At 75.7% G+C, this 18573-nt stretch carries 18 protein-coding genes and 2 riboswitches; of the genes, 11 read left to right on the top strand and 7 right to left on the bottom strand.

Going from position 1 to position 18573, the window contains the following annotated elements:
- Nucleotides 1-105: 105 nt before the first annotated feature.
- A riboswitch (glycine riboswitch) is annotated at nt 106-200 on the top strand.
- Nucleotides 201-312: riboswitch (glycine riboswitch) on the top strand. It abuts the riboswitch before it with no gap.
- Between the two features lie 63 nt (nt 313-375).
- Complete coding sequence (gene gcvP / locus IE99_RS0112360) at nt 376-3255, top strand: aminomethyl-transferring glycine dehydrogenase (RefSeq protein WP_030168542.1); 2880 nt, start codon at nt 376-378, stop codon at nt 3253-3255.
- 107 nt (nt 3256-3362) lie between these two features.
- Nucleotides 3363-4502, top strand: a complete 1140-nt coding sequence (locus IE99_RS0112365) for a tetratricopeptide repeat protein (protein ID WP_030168545.1) — start codon at nt 3363-3365, stop codon at nt 4500-4502.
- A gap of 19 nt (nt 4503-4521) precedes the next feature.
- Here the strand turns inward: IE99_RS0112365 and IE99_RS0112370 are convergent, their stop codons facing one another.
- On the bottom strand, nt 4522-4947 hold the full coding sequence (locus IE99_RS0112370; protein WP_211258796.1) for a PPOX class F420-dependent oxidoreductase: 426 nt from the start codon (nt 4945-4947) through the stop codon (nt 4522-4524).
- Between the two features lie 52 nt (nt 4948-4999).
- Between IE99_RS0112370 and IE99_RS0112375 the strand changes: the two genes are divergently transcribed.
- Entirely contained in the window at nt 5000-5599 is a 600-nt protein-coding gene (locus IE99_RS0112375) for an alpha/beta hydrolase family protein (protein WP_030168551.1), read from the top strand.
- A gap of 128 nt (nt 5600-5727) precedes the next feature.
- Here IE99_RS0112375 and IE99_RS0112380 read toward each other — a convergent pair whose 3' ends face one another.
- On the bottom strand, nt 5728-5931 hold the full coding sequence (locus IE99_RS0112380) for a DUF5999 family protein (RefSeq protein WP_030168553.1): 204 nt from the start codon (nt 5929-5931) through the stop codon (nt 5728-5730).
- 388 nt (nt 5932-6319) lie between these two features.
- Here IE99_RS0112380 and IE99_RS0112385 point away from each other — a divergent pair, with 388 nt between their 5' ends.
- From IE99_RS0112385 to IE99_RS0112395, 3 genes are read left to right on the top strand one after another with little or no spacing between them, the layout of a single operon-like run.
- Nucleotides 6320-7060 (top strand): (Fe-S)-binding protein, encoded by a 741-nt coding sequence (locus tag IE99_RS0112385; protein WP_030168556.1) that lies wholly within the window; start codon nt 6320-6322, stop codon nt 7058-7060.
- Nucleotides 7057-8334, top strand: coding sequence for an LUD domain-containing protein (locus IE99_RS0112390; protein WP_030168559.1), 1278 nt, complete (start codon nt 7057-7059; stop codon nt 8332-8334). The genes IE99_RS0112385 and IE99_RS0112390 overlap by 4 nt, the downstream gene beginning before the upstream one ends.
- Nucleotides 8331-8918: a LutC/YkgG family protein gene (locus IE99_RS0112395; protein ID WP_037559288.1), complete on the top strand. Its 588-nt coding sequence runs from the start codon at nt 8331-8333 to the stop codon at nt 8916-8918. The genes IE99_RS0112390 and IE99_RS0112395 overlap by 4 nt, the downstream gene beginning before the upstream one ends.
- A gap of 57 nt (nt 8919-8975) precedes the next feature.
- On the opposite strand, the gene IE99_RS0112400 is transcribed toward IE99_RS0112395, so the two are convergent.
- Nucleotides 8976-9545, bottom strand: a complete 570-nt coding sequence (locus IE99_RS0112400) for a TetR/AcrR family transcriptional regulator (protein ID WP_030168567.1) — start codon at nt 9543-9545, stop codon at nt 8976-8978.
- A 119-nt stretch (nt 9546-9664) separates the two neighbouring features.
- Between IE99_RS0112400 and IE99_RS0112405 the strand changes: the two genes are divergently transcribed.
- Complete coding sequence (locus tag IE99_RS0112405; protein ID WP_030168568.1) at nt 9665-10081, top strand: hypothetical protein; 417 nt, start codon at nt 9665-9667, stop codon at nt 10079-10081.
- Between the two features lie 215 nt (nt 10082-10296).
- A complete protein-coding gene (locus tag IE99_RS0112410; protein ID WP_084219457.1) occupies nt 10297-11025 on the top strand; it encodes a maleylpyruvate isomerase N-terminal domain-containing protein in 729 nt (242 codons plus the stop codon).
- On the opposite strand, the gene IE99_RS0112415 is transcribed toward IE99_RS0112410, so the two are convergent.
- Both IE99_RS0112415 and IE99_RS0112420 read right to left on the bottom strand, forming a co-directional pair.
- Nucleotides 10973-12346, bottom strand: coding sequence for a nitrate/nitrite transporter (locus IE99_RS0112415; protein ID WP_030168572.1), 1374 nt, complete (start codon nt 12344-12346; stop codon nt 10973-10975). The genes IE99_RS0112410 and IE99_RS0112415 overlap by 53 nt on opposite strands.
- Before the next feature lie 153 nt (nt 12347-12499).
- A complete protein-coding gene (locus tag IE99_RS0112420) occupies nt 12500-12988 on the bottom strand; it encodes an NUDIX domain-containing protein (RefSeq protein WP_037559224.1) in 489 nt (162 codons plus the stop codon).
- Between the two features lie 343 nt (nt 12989-13331).
- On the opposite strand from IE99_RS0112420, the gene nirD reads away from it, so the two are divergent.
- From nirD to IE99_RS0112435, 3 genes are read left to right on the top strand one after another with little or no spacing between them, the layout of a single operon-like run.
- Nucleotides 13332-13730 carry a nitrite reductase small subunit NirD gene (gene nirD, locus IE99_RS0112425; RefSeq protein WP_030168575.1) on the top strand — a complete coding sequence of 133 codons (399 nt, stop codon included), beginning with the start codon at nt 13332-13334 and terminating at the stop codon, nt 13728-13730.
- Complete coding sequence (locus IE99_RS0112430; protein ID WP_037559227.1) at nt 13714-14919, top strand: uroporphyrinogen-III synthase; 1206 nt, start codon at nt 13714-13716, stop codon at nt 14917-14919. Before nirD ends, IE99_RS0112430 begins: the two co-directional genes overlap by 17 nt.
- The gene (locus tag IE99_RS0112435) at nt 14912-15682 is read left to right on the top strand and encodes a sirohydrochlorin chelatase (protein WP_051712427.1); all 771 of its coding nucleotides are present in this window, start codon (nt 14912-14914) and stop codon (nt 15680-15682) included. Before IE99_RS0112430 ends, IE99_RS0112435 begins: the two co-directional genes overlap by 8 nt.
- Nucleotides 15683-15694: 12 nt before the next feature.
- On the opposite strand, the gene IE99_RS0112440 is transcribed toward IE99_RS0112435, so the two are convergent.
- Both IE99_RS0112440 and IE99_RS0112445 read right to left on the bottom strand, forming a co-directional pair.
- Nucleotides 15695-17080, bottom strand: a complete 1386-nt coding sequence (locus tag IE99_RS0112440) for an RNA polymerase sigma factor (protein WP_030168580.1) — start codon at nt 17078-17080, stop codon at nt 15695-15697.
- Nucleotides 17081-17332: 252 nt separating this feature from the next.
- A complete protein-coding gene (locus tag IE99_RS0112445; protein ID WP_030168582.1) occupies nt 17333-18505 on the bottom strand; it encodes an AMP-binding protein in 1173 nt (390 codons plus the stop codon).
- Nucleotides 18506-18573 lie beyond the last annotated feature (68 nt).

Consider the following 18573-nt stretch of genomic DNA (forward strand, 5'->3'; position numbering starts at 1 on the left):
TGAGCTGTGAATATCGTACTCGCCGGTACCCCGCGGCGACGATCTCGGTGGGGGCGTACCGGCCGCAGCGCCCGCCGCCGGGTAGTGTTCTCCTGGACATGCCGTCGACCCTGTGCGGGAGAGATCCCACGCGGCCAGCGTGGGGCGCCGAAGGGGCAACCTCCCCGGAACCTCTCAGGCAAAAGGACCGCTCGGGCGAGGCACCTCTGGAAAGCAGGCGTCTCCTCCCGGTATCGGGACGGGGCGGCTCACCGAAGGGGAAATCCCGCCGCGCGGGGGAAGCTCTCAGGTGCCGATGACAGAGGGGGAGACGGCCGGCGGCCCGCGTGCCTCCGGCCGGCCTGACGCGACCGCAGCAGCCAGGAGGCACTCCCCATGACCGCCCAGTTCTTCGCCCCCGTGGCCTCGCCGCAGCATCCCCGGGCCGCGTTCGCCGACCGGCACATCGGGCCGTCCCCGGACGACCGCGACCGCATGCTCGCCGCCATCGGCTACTCCGAGGCGGGCGCGCTGATCGACGCCGCCGTGCCGGCCGCGATCCGGACCGACCGCCCGCTCGACCTGCCGCCCGCCCTGAGCGAGACCGCCGCGCTGGCCCGGCTGCGAGAGCTCGCCGCGAAGAACACGGTGCTCACGTCCATGATCGGGCTGGGCTACCACGGGACGATCACGCCGGGCGTCATCCTGCGGAACGTCCTGGAGAACCCGGGCTGGTACACCGCCTACACCCCGTACCAGCCGGAGATCTCGCAGGGCCGCCTCGAGGCCCTCCTCAACTTCCAGACGGTGGTCGCCGACCTCACCGGCCTGCCCGTCGCGAACGCCTCGATGCTGGACGAGGGGACCGCCGCCGCCGAGGCGATGGCGCTCGCGCACCGCGCCTCGAAGCGCAAGGAGCCCGGCACGTTCCTCGTCGACGCCGACGCGCTCCCGCAGACGATCGACGTCGTCCGGACCCGGGCCGTCCCGCTCGGCATCGACGTCGTCACCGCCGACCTGTCCGGCGGGCTGCCCGACGGCGACTTCTTCGGCGTGCTGCTGCAGTACCCGGGCGCGTCCGGCGCCGTCCGCGACCTCGCGCCGGTCAGCGAGCAGGCGCACGCGCGCGGCGCCACCGTGATCGTCGCCGCCGACCTGCTCGCGCTCACGCTGCTGCGCCCGCCGGGCGAGTCCGGCGCCGACATCGCCGTCGGATCCGCGCAGCGGTTCGGCGTCCCCTACGGCTTCGGCGGCCCGCACGCCGGCTACATGGCCGTCGCCGAGGGCCTCCAGCGGCAGATGCCCGGACGGCTCGTCGGCGTCTCCGTCGACGCCGACGGCGCCCCCGCCTACCGGCTCGCGCTCCAGACCCGCGAGCAGCACATCCGCCGGGAGAAGGCCACCAGCAACATCTGCACGGCGCAGGTCCTGCTCGCGGTGATGGCGGGCATGTACGCGGTCTACCACGGCCCCGAGGGCCTCGCCGCGATCGCGCAGCGCGCCCACCTGCGCGCCGCCGAGATCGCCGCCGGGCTGCGCGCCGGCGGTGTGGAGATCGTCCACGACGCCTTCTTCGACACCGTCCTCGCCCGTGTGCCCGGACGCGCCGCCGCCGTCGTCGAGGCCGCCCGCGAGCGCGGCGTCAACCTGCGCCGCGACGGCGCCGACCACGTCGCCGTCGCCTGCGACGAGACCACCGTGCCCGAGCACGTCACGGCCGTCCTGGAGGCGTTCGGCGTGCCCGCCGCGGTCCCCGGCCCGGCCGGCGAGGCGTTCCCCGACGCGCTGCGCCGCGAGAGCCCCTACCTCACCCACCCCGTCTTCCACGCGCACCGCTCCGAGACCGCGATGCTGCGCTACCTGCGCCGCCTCCAGGACAAGGACATCGCGCTCGACCGCTCCATGATCCCGCTCGGCTCCTGCACGATGAAGCTGAACGCGACCACCGAGATGGAGCCGGTCACCTGGCCGGAGTTCGCGGACATCCACCCCTTCGCGCCGATCGACCAGGCCGAGGGCTATGTGGAGATGATCCGCGAGCTGGAGGAGAACCTCGCCGAGATCACCGGGTACGCGAAGGTCTCCGTCCAGCCGAACGCCGGCTCCCAGGGCGAGCTCGCGGGCCTCCTCGCGATCCGCGGCTACCACGAGTCGCGCGGGGAGGCGCACCGGGACGTCTGCCTGATCCCGTCGTCCGCGCACGGCACCAACGCCGCCAGCGCCGTCATGGCGGGCATGCGGGTCGTCGTCGTGAAGTGCGACGAGGGCGGCAACATCGACACCGGCGACCTGCACGACAAGATCGGCGCGCACCGCGACCGGCTGTCGGCGATCATGGTGACCTACCCGTCCACACACGGCGTGTTCGAGGAGACGATCACCGATGTCTGCGCCGCCGTGCACGAGGCGGGCGGCCAGGTCTACGTGGACGGCGCCAACCTGAACGCGCTCGTCGGCCTCGCCCGGCCCGGCGAGTTCGGCTCCGACGTCTCCCACCTCAACCTGCACAAGACGTTCTGCATCCCGCACGGCGGCGGCGGCCCCGGCGTCGGGCCGGTCGGCGTCCGCGAGCACCTCGCGCCGTTCCTGCCGAACCATCCGCTGCGCCCCGAGGCCGGACCGGCCGAGACCGGGGTGGGCCCGATCTCCGCCGCCCCCTGGGGATCCGCGGGCATCCTGCCGATCTCCTGGGCCTACATCGCGATGATGGGACCCGACGGCCTCCGCGCCGCCACCGAGGGCGCCATCATCGCCGCGAACTACCTCGCCGCGCGGCTCGCCCCGCACTACCCGATCCTCTACACCGGACGCGGCGGCCTCGTCGCGCACGAGTGCATCGCCGACCTCCGCAAGATCACCAAAGAGACGGGGATCACCGCCGAGGACGTCGCCAAGCGCCTCATCGACTACGGCTTCCACGCCCCCACCCTCTCCTTCCCGGTCGCCGGCACCCTCATGATCGAGCCGACCGAGAGCGAGGACCTCGCCGAGCTCGACCGCTTCTGCGACGCCATGATCGCCATCCGCCGGGAGATCGCCCACGTCGCCGAAGGCGGCCACGACCGCGACGACAACCCCCTCAAGAACGCCCCGCACACCGCCGCCGCGCTCCTCGCCGAGGACTGGAAGCACCCCTACGGCCGCGAGGAGGCCGCCTACCCCGTCCCCGGACTGCGGGAGACCAAGTACTGGCCGCCCGTCCGCCGCATCGACCAGGCCTACGGCGACCGCAACCTCGTCTGCTCCTGCCCGCCCCCCGAGGCCTTCGAGGACTGAGAAGGGGACCGGTCGATAGCGGACGTGTCGTCCCGGGACGCCGGGGCGCGGGGTCGCTAGGCTCGTGCCGATCCAGTGGGCGATTCACCCCAGAGGGCGGCAGAGCGATGAGCGAATCCGCGGACCCGGCGCCGCCGGAGGCGGACGTGGACCCGGCGCGGCTGTGCGAGGAGGCCCGCTCCCTCGCCGAGAACGGCGAGGGAGGGCGGGCCGCCGAGCTGTTCCGGCGGGTGCTCGAGGCCGGGGACACGCCGGAGCGGGCGCGGGCCGCGCTCGGGCTGGCCGTCGTCCTGGACGACGCGGGCGACGTCGAGGGGGCGCGCGAGGCCGACCGCGCCGCGATCGCCACCGGCGACCCCGAGTACGGGCCCCGCGCCGCGTATCATCTCGCGCTCACCCACGAGCGGGCCGGCGAGCACGACCGCGCCGAGCCCGCCTGGCGGACCGTCGTCGAGTTCGGCAACCCCGCCTACCTGCCGCCCGCGCACCTCGCGCTCGCCCGGTTCGCCGACGACGCCGGTGATTTCGACACCGCCCGGGAGCACTGGGAGTCGGCGATCGGGACGGGCGACGCCGAATACGGGCCGCTCGCCGCCCACGACCTGGCGCAGCGGCTCCTGGAGCGCGGCGAACCGGCCCGCGCTCAGCGTGCCCTCACCGCCGGGCTCCGCCTCATCGACCGCGACACCGCCCCCTACGCCTACGGCCGGCTCGCGGTGGCGCTCGGGATCGCCTACCTCGACCAGGCCATCGGCGCGTTCGGCGCGGCGCTCGACGCGTCCGGCGGCGACCCGGAGGCGTCGCCCCTCGCGACGGAGCTCCTCGCCCGGACGCTGCCGCTGCGCGGCCGGGGCGCGGAGGCCCGCGAGGTGTGGCGGCGCGGCCTCGCCGACCCCGGCGTGGCCGGCCAGGTCCGCGCCCGGCTGCGCCGCGACTTCGGTGACGACGCCGACCCGGGGGACCTGTGGTGGGAACCCGTCGTGGAGCAGGCCGTGTCGGACGGCACCCTCCCCGCCCTCACCGGTGAGGCGTTCGGCGCCCTCGACCACATGTACGCGCTGCTCGCCGTCCGCCACGCGGAGGACCCGCCCGGGACGGACGCGTCCGGCGCCCGCGAGGCGGTCGGCGGGGCCGTCCGGGTGCCGAGCGACTACGCCTGGGGGCCGCTCCTGCACGAGAGCTTCGCCGAGCGGCTGCGCCTGGCGACCGGTGCCCCGGCCCTGCCGCCCGGCTGGCCCGACGCCTGACCGCCTGACCGCCTGGGCGTCAGTCGGCGATGTCGCGCTCGGCGATGACCTTGGTGATGCGGGCGCGGACGAGGTACTCGCCGGGGACGCCGTTGCGGGCGCCGTACTCCTCGGCGCGGTCGGCGCCCATGTAGCGGCCGCCGATCACGGTGGCCCAGCGCCGGAGGTCCGCCGGATCCTCGCCGAGGGACGCCTCGCAGGTCAGCAGGGCGAACGAGAACGGCGGCATCTGGTCGTCCACGCACACCGACAGGCGCGGGTCGCGGGCCAGCGCCCGCCCCTTCACGCTGGTGACCGCCGTGTTGAAGACCAGGTCGTCGCCGTCCAGGACGAACCAGATCGGGGTGACGTGCGGGGAGCCGTCCGCTCGGGTGACGGCCGCCTTTCCGGTGCGGGTCCCGGCGGAGACGAAGGCGCGCCATTCACTGTCGGTCATGTGTGCCACACCTCCAGTATGGCGGACGTGATCATCGCGGGGGCGGCGCTACGGTGGCGGCGTGAAGATCGCGACGGCGCACGGCCCGGCGGAGGCGACCCTGGAGGGGCCGGACGACCCGGTGTTCCTGCTGGTCCTGACGCACGGGTCGAACGGGGGAGTGGACGCGGCGGACCTGCTCGCCGTCCGGGACGTGGCGCTCGGGCTGGGCGGCGCGGTCGCCCGCGCGATGCAGCCGTTCCGGCTGGCGGGGCGGCGGGCGCCGGGATCGGCCGTGAAGCAGGACGAGGCGTGGCTGGAGATCGTCCGGGCGGTGCGGGAGCGGTGCGGGGACGTCCCGCTGATCCAGGGCGGCCGCAGCAACGGCGCGCGGGTCGCGTGCCGGACGGCGCGGGCGGCGGGCGCCCGGGGCGTGCTCGCGCTCGCGTTCCCGCTGCACCCGCCGGGCCGGCCGGGGAGGTCGCGGGCGGACGAGCTGCGGTCGGCGGGCGTGCCGGTCCTCGTGGTGAACGGGGACAGGGACCCCTTCGGCGTGCCCGATCCGGCGGACGCCGCGCATGTGGCGGTGCTCCCGGGCGAGCGGCACGACCTCAGCCGGGATCCGGCGGCGGTCGGGGCGGCGGCGGAACCGTGGCTTCGCCGCTGGGCGGCGCGCGGGTAGGGCCGCTGGGCGGCGCGCGGGCGGTGGGTCCTCCTCCGGGCCCGGCGGGCCCGGAGGGCGGATGAGCGGCGGATGCCGCCCGGTGAGGTGGATCACCCGATCGGACTAGTCCCCCGTGGTCACGGTGGCTAGGCGGCGGACGGGGCCTGCAGGTCCGTCGGCCTGTGCGGTGCGATGATCTCCCCGTCGGGCAGCAGCTCGCCGGTGTCCTCGAAGAGCACGACGCCGTTGCACAGCAGGCTCCACCCCTGCTCGGGGTGGGCGGCCAGGATGCGGGCGGCGTCGCGGTCGGGCGCCTCGTGGGAGGGACAGAGCGGCTGGTGCGGGCACATCGGCGTGCCTCCGGTCTCACTAATCGTCGGTGGTGCTTTCTTTGATTGACGCACCCAAGTGTGGATCGGTTCGCCCCCACCCGGCCATAGCCCGTTGGGACGATTGTCCTCCCGGCCCGGAGGTACCCCTGGGGTCCTGCCGAGGTACCGGACGGAGGAGTCCGCGGTCGTCCTGGCGCATCATCTCCAGCGTCTCTCGCCCGTCCCGCCGGACGGGGAACGACACGCCGTCCGTCCGGGGAACGGCTGGTGACCGGGTTCAGACGGGGACGGGCCTGCGGATTCGCCCCGGGCGGCGGGGCCCGCGCCCCTACGATGTCCCCGGGGAACGGCTTCGCGGGGGTCGCCGGCGAAGCATCGGCTGCTGGCAACCGGGGGTGGGGCCGCGATGCGCGTGGCGCTGTTCGTCTCGTGCTTCGACGACGCGATGTTCCCCGGCACGGGACGCGCCGCGGCGGCCGTCCTGGAGCGGCTCGGCCACGAGGTCGTGTACCCGCCGGGCCAGACCTGCTGCGGGCAGATGCACTGGACGACGGGGTACCGGCAGGAGGCCGCCCGCCTCGCCCGCGCGTTCACCGAGGTCTTCACCGGGGCGGACGCGGTGGTGGCGCCGTCGGCGTCGTGCGCCGCCGCCGTCCGGGCGGACCATCCGCGGATCGCGCGCGCGGCCGGAGACCCGGGCCTGGCGCGCGCCGCCGAGGGCCTCGCCGTCCACGAGTTCACGGAGTTCCTCGTCGACGTGCTGGGCGTCGCGGATGTCGGCGCGGTGTTCCCGCACCGCGTCACCTACCAGCCGGTGTGCCGGGCTGACCGGCTGCTCGCGACCGGGGACCGGCCGCTGCGCCTGCTGCGCGCCGTCCGCGGCCTCGACCTGGTGGAGATGCCGGGGGCGGGGGAGTGCTGCGGGTTCGGCGGCGCGTTCGCGATGAAGAACGCGGACGTGTCGGTGGCGATGGTCGCCGACAAGGTCGGGCACATCCGCGACACGGGCGCGGAGTTCGTGTGCGCGGCCGACAACGGCTGCCTCGCGCACATCGGCGGGGCGCTGTCCCGGCTGCGCGGCGGCGTCCGCGTCCTGCACCTGGCGGAGATCCTCGCCGCGACGCGCGGCCAGGGGGTGCCGGCGTGACGGGCGCGCCCGCCCCGAAGTTCGCGGCGGCGGCCCGCGTGGCCCTGGCCGACACCCGGGCGCGCCGCGAGCTGCGCGCCGCCGCGGCCGTGTTCGGGCGCCGCCGTGCCGCCGTCCCCGAGCCCCCGGACTGGGAGGCTCTCCGTGCGGCCGGGCACGCGATCAGGGACGCGGCGCTCCTCGGGCTCGACGCGCACCTGGAGCGGCTGGAGCGGGCGGTCACGCAGGCGGGCGGCACCGTCCACTGGGCGGCGGACGCGGCGCAGGCCCGCCGCGTCGTCACCGCTCTGAGCCGGGCCGCCGGCGCGGACCGCGTCGTGCTGGACGACTCGCTCCCGGTCCGCGAACTGGCCCTGGACGCCGCCCTGTCCCGTGCCGGGATCACGACGGCCGGCCCGCCGGCCCGGGGCGCGGATCCCGGCGGCGAGGCGGAGGACGGCGGTGGCGCCGCGCGGGTCGCCGTCGCCGGCGTCGACTTCATGGTGGCCGAGACCGGGACGCTCGTCTTCGTGGAGGCCGGCGACGAGCCCCGCGCGAGCGGCGGCGAGGCGGAGACGCTGGTCGCCGTGGCCGGGATCGAGACGGTCGTGCCCGAATGGCGCGACATGGAGGTCCTCCTGCAGCTGCTGCCGCGCTCCCTGACCGGGGAGCGGATGACCGCGCTGGTCACCTGCCTGACCGGGGTCGTGCCCGGCGACGGCCCGCGCGAGGTGCATCTGGTCCTGGTCGACAACGGGCGCACCCGCGTCCTGGAGGACGAGATCGGCCGGGACGCGCTGCGGTGCATCCGCTGCCGGGCCTGCCACCACGTGTGCCCCGTCTACGAGCGGACGGGCGGGGCGCCCTACGGGCCGGTGCACACCGGGCCGATCGGCGCGATCCTCACGCCGCAGCTGCGCGGGGTTGAGAGCGCGGCGGCCGCGTCGCTGCCGTACGCGTCCACGCTCTGCGGCGCCTGCGCCGACGTCTGCCCCGTGCGGATCGACATCCCGGAGGTGCTGGTCCATCTGCGGGGCGAGGTGGTCGAGTCGCGCCGCGCACGGCCCGTCCCGCCGCCGGAGCTGGTGCTGATGCGGGGCCTGGCCTGGACGATGGGGGAGCCGCGCCGGTACGAGGCCGCGCTGCGGCGCGGCACCCGGTGGGCGCGGCTGGCGGCGCGTGGCGGCCGGATCCGGCGGCTGCCCGGCCTGCTGGGCGCCTGGACGGACGCGCGGGACCTGCCCGCCCCGCCCGCGGAGCCGTTCCGGGCCTGGTGGGCGCGGAGGCGCCGGTGAGCGCGCGGGACGAGGTGCTGCGCCGCGTCCGGTCCGCCCTGGGCGACGAGCGGAAGCCCCCGCCGCCGGTGCCGCGCGGCTACGCCCGCCGGTCCGCGGAGCCCCGCGCGGACGTCGTAGCGCTGTTCACCGAGCGCGTGGCCGAGGGGGGCGCGGCGGTCCGGCACGTCGGCGCGGACGAGCTGGCGACGGCGGTGGCCGCCGCGCTGTGGGGTCGGGAGGTGAAGCGGATCGCGGTCCCGGCGGACGTGCCGTACGGCTGGCTGGCGGAGCTGGACGGCGTGCGGGCCCTCGCCGACTCCCCGCCGCTGGACGCGGCGGCGCTCGCGGCGGTGGACGGGGTGGTGACCGGATGCGCGGCGGCGATCGCGCCGACCGGCACCGTCGTGCTGGACGGCGGTCGCGCGCAGGGCCGCCGGGCGCTCGTCCTGGCGGCCGCCCGCCACCTGTGCGTGGTGCACGCCGACCAGATCACCGCGACCGTCCCGGAGGCGGTGGCCAGGCTGGACCCGGTTCGCCCGCTGACCTGGATCACCGGCCCGCGCGGGGCGCGGGGGCTGGAGGTCCTCGTCGTCGAGGACTAGCGGCGTCCCGATCGTTCCCGGCGTCCGCGTCCGGCGGCCCGGCCGTCCGGACGCGTCCTAGGAGACCGACGCGAGGACGAGGTCGAGGCCCGCGTCGAAGCGGGCTGGCCAGTCGACGGCGCGGTCGGCGCCGTCCTCGTCGGTGCCGCGGACCTCGAGGGCGGTGTGGCCGATCACGTAGCCGAGGAGGGTGTGCGCGGCGGCCGCGGCGGTGGCCTCGGGGACGCCGCCGCGGCGCAGGATCTCGCGCAGGGAGGCGACGGTGGTGGTGAGGGCGACGGGGTTGCGGCGCGTGACGACGAGGGGGAGGACGCCGGCGTGCTCCATGAGCCGTTCGCGGTAGCCGTGAGCCCAGGCGCGCAGGGCGTCCCGCCACGCGGCCCCGTCCGCGACGGGGCCGGCGGGGGCGGTGGCCACGTGCGCGACGAGGCCGTCGAGGAGCTGCTCCTTGCCGCGGGGGAGATGGTGGTAGATCGCCATCGCCTCGACCTCGAGGGCGTCGCCGAGGCGGCGCATCGTGAGGCGGGCGAGGCCCTGCCCGTCGACGATGCGCAGGGCGGCGTCGATGATCCGCTCGATGGACAGCGGCGGTCGGTTCTGTGCGTTGATCGCTGGTTGCCGGACCATGAGAACGAACCTTACTACGTAAAGGGCGCGGACGGGTGTCCCGGTCACCGTACGCCGGTCACCCGGCGTACCCTGGACCTCGATCGACCGATGATGATCGTGAGTTGTGGAGGATCGCCATGCCGCTGGGCCGCCGGGTGGGCAAGGACGTCGAGGGGCTGTACGAGGCCGACCAGCGGCTGGCGGGGGAGTACCGGACGCTGCTGGGCGCGGCGAACCGGGCCGAGCGGGCGCTGCGCGACGCGCAGGCGGCGGGCGTCGCGGAGCCGGAGCTGCACGCCCTGACGGTCGCGTTCGACGCGGCGCTGACCGAGGCGCTGGCCGCGGCGGAGGCCGCCGAGCGCGCCGAGATGGGCCCGAAGGGCTATGCGCCGGCGGACGCGGACGCCAAGACCCGGCGGACGGCGGAGATCGCGCGCCGCAAGGCGAAGGCGCGCCCGTCCGTCCGGCCGTGGACGGCGGAGGCCGTCCGGCTGCGCACCGCCCGGGAGGCGCACCGGCTGAGCTACCGGACGGTGCCGGGCGCGATGCTCTGAGCGAGGGTGCGGTCCCGGCCGGCGGGGTCTCCGGCCGGGCGCCCCTGACGTGGGGCGATACAGCGGCACCGGTGGCACCGGCCGCCGAACTTTGAGAGTCTGCCCTCTCGGGGGAGCGCGGGGCGCCCCGCACCGCACGGCGATCGCGCCGCGGGTGCGCGGGAAGGGCCCGGCGGGGGAGGGGCACGGGTGCTCGGGACGCGGGGGGATGTCACGTGGAGCGCACGCCGCCGGACCGGCGACGCGTACTGGAGTCCTACCACGACGGGATGCTGGCGATCCGCACGCTGGCCGGGGAGGTCCGCGACTGGGACGCCCCGACGCCGTGCACGGAATGGCGGCTGATCGACCTGGCCGGGCATCTGCGGTGCGTGGCGGAGAACTTCCTGGAGTACCTGCAGGACGCGCCGGACTCCCGGCTGGCGAAGCTGTTCGCGCGGGACGCGGCGACGGCGGTGCTGATCCGGCAGCAGGCGCGGCAGAACGCGGCGGAGCTCGCGGTGCTGCCGCCCGAGCCGGGCCCTGACCGGATCATGTCGTTCGGCGTGTCGGCGGGCGCGTACGCCGACCTGATGCCGGACATGTGGGACCGGACGCACCTGGTGTACCGGGGCACGAAGTACACGGTCGGCGACCACGCGGGGGCGGCGTGCGTGGAGTGGCATCTGCACGCCTGGGACATGGCGCGGGCGATGGGATCGGACTACCGGCCGAAGGACCCGGATCTGCTGGTGTCGGCGTGGCACTGGGGCGTCCCGCACCTGCCGCTCGGGTCGGGCGACGCGTGGGAGGCGGTGCTGCGGTCCTCGGGCCGGTCGCCCGGCAGGCCGGACCCCGGTGAGGGGTCCGGCCGGCGGCGGGACGGGCGGCCGCGGACGGTGCGGGCGGGCGTCAGACGCCCGCCGGCTTCCTCGGGTGGTTCCGCAGGTAGACCAGCCAGGTGACGGCGAGGCACAGCGCGTAGTAGGCGATGAAGGCGGCGTAGGCGGCGTCGCCGGTGCCGGACGTCTGGAACGACTGCCGGAACGCCATGTTGACGAGGACGCCGCCGGACGCGCCGACCGCGCCCGCGATGCCGATGAGCGCGCCGGACAGCCGGCGGGCGCGCTGCTCGGCGGCGTCCGCGTCCTTCCCGGCGGCGACGCGCAGCCGCGCCTTCGCCTCGAAGATCGCGGGGATCATCTTGTAGGTGGAGCCGTTGCCGAGGCCGCTGAGGACGAACAGCAGCACGAACCCGCTGATGAACAGCGCCAGGGACCCGCTGCGGGACGCGGCGAGGACGAGCGCGGCGGCGCCGGCCATGGCGGCGAACGTGGCGAACGTGACCTTCGCGCCGCCCGCCCGGTCGGCGAGGCGCCCGCCGACGGGCCGGATGAGCGAGCCGAGCAGCGGGCCGAGGAACGTCAGGTACGCGGCCTTGACGGGGGTGTCGAACTCCTCGGCGAACTGCACTTGCAGGACCTGCCCGAACGCGAACCCGAACCCGATGAACGATCCGAACGTCCCGATGTAGAGGAAGGACATGATCCAGGTGTGCGGGTCGCGGCACACCTCCCGCATGGCGCCGCCGTCGTTGCGGGCCTGCGTGAGGTTGTCCATGGCGAGGGCGGCGCCGAGGGCGGCGAGGACGATCAGGGGGATGTAGATCCCGGCGACGAGGCCGGGGTGCCCGGCGCCCGCCGTGGCGAGCACGAGCAGGCCGACGATCTGGACGACGGCGACGCCGAGGTTGCCGCCGCCGGCGTTGATGCCGAGCGCCCAGCCCTTGAGCCGCTGCGGGTAGAACGCGTTGATGTTGGCCATGGACGAGGCGAAGTTGCCGCCGCCGACGCCCGCGATGGCCGCGAGCAGCAGCAGCGTCCCGTACGACACGCCGGGCTCGATGAGGAACGCGGCGAGGACGGACGGGACGAGCAGCAGGGCGGCGGAGAACACCGTCCAGTTGCGTCCGCCGAAGCGGGCGACGGCGAAGGTGTAGGGGATCCGCAGCGCGGAGCCGATCAGCGCCGGGACGGCGGTGAGGGTGAACTTCCCGGCGGGGTCGATGCCGTACTCGGGGCCGAGGAACAGCACGAGCACCGACCACATCGTCCACACCGAGAAGCCGATGTGCTCGGCCAGGATGGAGAAGACCAGGTTGCGGCGGGCGATCCGGCGGCCCCCGGCGTCCCAGAACGCGGGATCCTCCGGGCGCCACTCGTCGATCCAGCGGCCGGTGCGCCGGCCCGGCGGGCGCCGGGTGCCGGTGGGGGCGGTGAGGGTCATCGGATTCCTTGTCCTCGTGGGTGGTGTCAGCGCCACGAAGGTAGGAATCTGGGATTTCGCGGGTGTGTGGGCCACGATGCGGCGGCGCTAACTCCGCCGCACCGCGCGCCGTGACCCGTTGTGAGCAGAGCGGCCGGAGCGTGGCGGCGGGCGTCAGCCGCGGGGGCCGGCGAGCCGCTCGCGCCCGTCCTCCAGGTAGACGGGACGGCCGGCGGCGACGGCGCGCAGGCTCGGCGCCATCCGCCGGGCGACGTGCGGCGGCGCGAGCTCGGCGACCTTCTCCGGCGCCACCAGGACGTGGTCGGACAGCTCCTCGGGCGGCAGCCGGATGCCGGCGGCCTCCGCCGCGCTGATCGTCCCGCCGAACACGAACACGTTGACGGAGTCGACGCCGTCGCGCGGCGGGCCCCAGTCGACGCAGGCGAGGCCGTCCAGGCGGGGCACGAGGCCGAGCTCCTCCTCGCATTCCCGCACGCACGCGGCGAGGGGGGACTCGTCGGCCTCGATGACGCCGCCGGGCAGGAACCAGCCCTCCTTGTAGGTGGGCTTGACCAGCAGGACCCGCCCGAGGTCGTCGAGCAGCAGCGCGGCCGCCGCGCCGCGGGTCCGGGGAAGCGACGCGTAGTAGGAGAGGTCGGGCATGGTCCGAGGTTAGGCGTTCCGCCGCCGCGGGAGACGGGACGGAACCGCTCCCACGGCCGCATCCGTCCGCGGGGTCGCCGGAGGGCCGCGAATCCGTTCGGCGATCGCCGCGACGGCGACGAATGGGCCATGACAGCGGTCGACAACGCTTGACCCGAGACCGTCAGGCGCGCCGTGCGGGGCGGCTGACCGGCCGGGATCCGGTTTCGGGCGGTGAGCGTCTTTTAACACGCCGGTGACAAAGGGGACCCAAGCGCGAAACGGCCCCTGCGCAGGATCGTGACCGTACGCGACCGATCACACCGGCCCTGCGCGCCGGTTCCCGCCAGGAGGGTTGCCGCCGATGACCACCACACCCGAAGCGACGCTCGTCAGGGACGCCGCGAGCCCCGCACGGGAGGCCCGCTGGTTCGACGTCTGCGCCTACGACGACCTGATCCCGGAGCGGGGTGCCTGCGCGATGGTGGAGGGCACGCAGGTCGCGCTGTTCCGGGCGTTCGACGGCGCCCTCTACGCGCTGGCGAACCTGGACCCGTTCAGCGGCGCCCATGTGCTGTCGCGGGGGATCCTCGGGACCCGGGGCGGCGCGCCGACCGTGGCGTCCCCGATGTACAAGCAGGTGTTCGACCTGCGGACGGGGACGTGCCTGGACGATCCGCGGGTCGCGGTGCCGACGCACCTGATCCGGCGGACCGCGGGCGATCGCGTGGAGGTGGCGCTCTCCGATGGGCACGGGCAGTGAGCCGCTGGCGGGCTTCGCCGTCGGCGTGACGGCGGCCCGCCGGCATGAGGAGCTGGCCGCGCTGCTGGAGCGGCGCGGCGCGCGGGTCGTGCTCGCGCCCGCGATCCGGCTGATCCCCCTCTCCGACGACGCCGAGCTGCTGGCGGCGACCCGGGCGTGCCTGGAGCCGCCGCTGGACCACGTGGTGGTGACGACGGGCATCGGCTTCCGGGCGTGGCTGGAGACGGCCGACGGGTGGGGGCTGCGGGACGCGCTGGTCGCCCGGCTCGGGGCGTCCGACATCGTGGCGCGCGGCCCGAAGGCGCGCGGCGCGGTCCGCTCGGCCGGGCTGCAGGAGCGGTGGTCGCCGGAGTCGGAGAGCTGCGACGAGGTCCTGCGGCACCTGCTGGAGAAGGACCTGGCGGGCGCGCGGATCGCCGTCCAGCTGTACGGGGAGCGGCTGCCGGAGCTGACCGGCGCGCTCCGCGACGCGGGCGCGACGGTCATCGAGATCCCGGTGTACCGGTGGACGCGGACCGACGACACGACCCCGCTGCGCCGCCTGGTCGGGCAGGCGGTCGCGGGCACGGTCGACGCGATCGCGTTCACCAGCGCGCCCGCCGTCGCCGCGACCCTCGCGGTCGCGGCGGAGGACGATCTGGAGGAGCGGCTGCTGGAGGCGCTGCGCACCCATGTGGTGGCGGCGTGCGTCGGGCCGGTGACGGCGCGGGCGCTGACCGACCGGGACGTGCCGACCGTCCAGCCGGAGCGGGCCCGCATCGGCGCGCTCGCCCGCGCGGTCGTCGCGGACCTGCCGCGCCGGCGCGCCCGCCGCCTGGAGGTGGGCGGCGCCGCGCTGGAGCTGCGGGGCCACGCCGTGGTGCTGGACGGGCGGCTGCGGCCGATCGCGCCGGCGCCGATGGCGATCCTGCGGGCGCTCGCGCGGCGGCCCGGCCACGTGGTGTCGCGGGCGGAGCTGTGCGGTGTGCTGCCGAGCCGGCTGCAGGAGGCGGGCGACGCCTGGGCGCGGCCCCGGGAGGCGCGCCCGCAGGCCGACGAGCACGCGGTGGAGATGGCGGTGGCGCGGCTGCGCCGGGGTCTCGGCCGGGCCGGGATCGTCGAGACGGTGGTGAAGCGCGGGTACCGGCTGGCGTGCGATCCGCGGCCGGGTGACGTGGGCCTGGGCGGCAGGGTGGTCCCCGGTGCGTGAGGACATCGATGGGGGGAGCGCGCCCGCCCTGCTGGCGGTCGCCCACGGCACCCGTGACCCGTCCGGTCCCGTCGCCGTCCGGTCCCTGCTGGACCGGGTGCGCGCGCTGCGGCCGGGCCTGCGGGTCGCCGAGGCGTACGGGGAGCTGTCCGAGCCGTCGCTGGAGGACGCGGCGGCGTCCCTGCGGGAGGACGGCGCGGACGGCCCGGTGGTCGTGGTCCCGCTGCTCCTGGCACGCGGCTACCACGCGCTGATCGACATCCCGGACCGGGCGTCCCGGCTGCTGTCCGCGGCCGTGACGACGCCGCCCCTGGGCCCGGACGCCCTGCTGACCACGGCCCTGACCGCCCGCCTCGCCGAGTCCCTCGGAGACGGGGGCCGGGCCGGTCAGGCTCCGCCGCGCCGGGTGGACGGCGTGGTCCTCGGCGCGGCGGGTTCGGCGGACCCCGCCGGGCGGGAGGACGTCGCGGCCGCGGCCCGGCTGCTCGGGGAGCGGCTGGGGCGGCCCGTGCCCTACGGGTTCGTCGCCGCGGACGGGCCGCCGCTGGACGAGGCCGTCGCGCGGGCGCGGCGGGACGGCGCGCGGCATGTCGCCGTCGTGTCGTACCTGCTGGCGCCGGGCCGGTTCCACGGCCGGATGGCGGATTGCGGCGCGGACGCCGTGACCGCGCCGCTCGGCGCCCACGACGCCGTGGCGCGCCTCGTCCTGCGCAGGTACGACCGGGCCCGTTCGCCGGAGTGCCGGCCCGCTGCCCTCGCCTGAGGGCGCGGCGGGTCAGACGGCGAAGTCGAGCAGCGGGCGGGCGTTGCTGGGGTGCCGCAGCTTCGACAGCGACTCCTTCTCCAGCTGCCGGATCCGCTCCCGGGTCAGCCCGAGCGCCTTGCCGATCTCGTCGAGCGTGCGCGGCGTCCCGTCGTACAGCCCGAACCGCATCGCCATGATCTTGGCTTCGCGGGGGGACAGCACGTCCAGGGTGCGGCGCAGCTGGTCGGCCATGAGCTGCCGGTCGACGAGGTCGGACGCCTCGGGGCTGTCGGTGTCCTCGATGAGGTCGCCGATGCGGGTCTCGCCGTCCTCGCCGATGGTGGAGTCGAGGCTGATCGGCTGGCGGCTGGTGCGCAGCAGCTCGCGGACCTGCTCGGGCGTCTTGTCGAGCTCGGCGGCCAGCTCCTCGGGCGTGGGCTCGCGGCCGAGCCGCTGGTGCATCTCGCGCTCGACGCGGCTGAGCTTGCTCAGCATCTCCAGCACGTGGACGGGGAGCCGGATCGTCCGGGCCGAGTCGGCGAAGCCGCGCTGGATGGCCTGGCGGATCCACCACATCGCGTAGGTGGAGAATTTGTAGCCCTTGGTGTAGTCGAACTTCTCGACCGCGCGGATCAGGCCGAGGTTGCCCTCCTGGACGACGTCCAGCAGCGACAGGCCCCGGTCGGAGTACTTCTTGGCGACCGACACCACGAGGCGGAGGTTGGCCTCCAGCATGTGCGCCTTGGCGCGGCGGCCGTCGGCGGCGATGCACTCCAGGTCGATCCGCGCCCGCGGGGACAGCTTCTCGTTCTCCAGCTTGTGCTCGGCGTACAGGCCGGCCTCGATCCGCTTGGCGAGGTCGACCTCCTGCTCGGCGGTGAGGAGCCGGCGGCGGCCGATGGCCTTCAGGTACGTGTGGACGGAGTCGCCCATGGCCGTGGACTGGTCGTCCAGGTCGGCGACGGCGGCGACCTCGACCTCGGTCTCGGTGGGCTCGAGCGTCTCGTCGGGGGGCGTTTCGTCCGTGCCGGCGGGGGCCTCGGCGGGCTCGTCGGCGGCCTTGCGGGTGCCGGACGCCTTCTTCGCCGTGCTCTTGGCCGCGGGGGCCTTCCCCGTGGCGGTCTTCTTCGCGGCGGGCTTGCGGGCCGCGCGCTTCTTGGCGGTGCCCTCGGCCTCGTCCGCCGGGGCGTCGGCGGGGTCGGCGGGCGTGTCGGCGTGGCCGGCGAGGCCGATGCCGGAGTCGGAGAGCTCGCGCAGGATCGAGCGGCCCTGGGCGGGGCTGATCCCGGCGGTGTCGAAGGCGGTGCGCACCTCGTCCAGCGAGAGGCGCCCCTGGGCGCGACCGCGCTTCAGGAGGTCGTCGAGTGCGGGGCTCGTCGCCTCCGTGGGCGGGGTCTCAGCGGCGGATCGCGGCATGGGGACGCCCCCCTCCCTTCAATGGTGTGAGTGCGGCGCGATGGCGGGTTCTCTGGTGGCGCACGCATTAGTCGGAACGCGGAGCGGCCATGTCGTTGTTCCCGGACGCCCGGGGCGGCGCCTCCGGGGGAGGTCGGCGTGAAAGGGCGGCCGGGTCGCCGGGGATGCCCGCCCGCGCGGTGTTCACGCCGATCGGGACCGGATTGCACCTTACTATGTAAAGAGCAGGGGCGGGATGCAATGTGACCGATATCACTCCTGGTCAGAGCGCAAACGGGCGAGATCGGGCTTGCCGGACGGCAGCAGCGGGATCGCGTCCACGAGGTCGAGCTCCCGGGGCGCCGCGTAGGCGGGGAGGGTCTCCCGGACGAACGCGCGCAGCTCGCCGAGTCCGGGGGTGTCGGCGGCGGGCACGACGACGGCGGCGACCCGCTCGCCCCATTCGGGGTCGGGCCGGCCGACCACCGCGACGTCCCGGATCTTGGGGTGCCGGGCCAGCGCGGCGGCGACCTCGCCCGCCACGACCTTCTCCCCGCCCGTGTTGATCACGTCGTCGGCGCGGCCCCGGACGCGGAGCCGCCCGCCGGCCTCGAGGGCGCCGAGGTCCTGCGTGACGAACCAGTCGCCCTCCATGGCGGCGGCGGTCAGATCGGGGCGCCGCCGGTAGCCGGTGAACAGGGACGAGCCGGCCAGGCGGATCCGGCCGTCCGCGCCGACGTCCGCGCGCATCCCGGCGAGAGGGACGCCGTCGTAGACGCAGCCGCCGCAGGTCTCGCTCATCCCGTAGGTGGTGTGGAGGCGGCCGCCGCGCGCGCGGGTCTCGGCGAGCAGGCCGGGCGGCGCGGCGGCGCCGCCGAGGATGATCGCGCCGAACCGCGAGGGGTCGGCCCCGGCGTCCAGCAGGCGACGCAGCTGGGTCGGGACGAGGGAGATGTGCGCGCCCTTCGCCTCGGACGCGGCCGCGAGCACGGCGCCGGTGTCGAAACGCGGGTGGATCAGCGGTTCGCCGCCCGAGACCAGGGCACGGACCAGGACCTGGACGCCGGAGATGTGGCTGGTCGGGACGCAGCACAGCCAGCGCTCGCCGCGTCCCGCGCCGACCCGCTCCAGGGTGCCGCGCGCGGAGTGGGCGAGCGCCGCCGCGGACAGCTCGACGATCTTGGGGGTGCCGGTGGAGCCGGACGTGGCGATCAGCACGGCGGTGCCGTCCGGGACCGGGGCGGGCTCCCCCGGCCCGGGGGCGGTACCGGCCTCGGTCTCCACGGCGTGGGGGGCGAGGACGTCGAGGAGGGCGCGGAGGGCGGGTTCCGGCAGGTCGGGGGAGAGGGGGCAGATCGCGGGGCCGGTGCCGTCGAGCGCGGCGGCGAGGGCCGCGAGCAGGCGCGGGCCGGGCGGCAGCACGACGGCGTGCAGACGGCGATCCATGATCGTCCAGGGTAGCCGACCCCGCTGAACACGTTCGAAACCGGCAGCGGTTGAATGGGGCACCGGGT

It is taken from the genome of Spirillospora albida (genome assembly GCF_000718255.1).
In the GTDB taxonomy this organism is placed as follows: Bacteria; Actinomycetota; Actinomycetes; order Streptosporangiales; family Streptosporangiaceae; genus Spirillospora; species Spirillospora albida.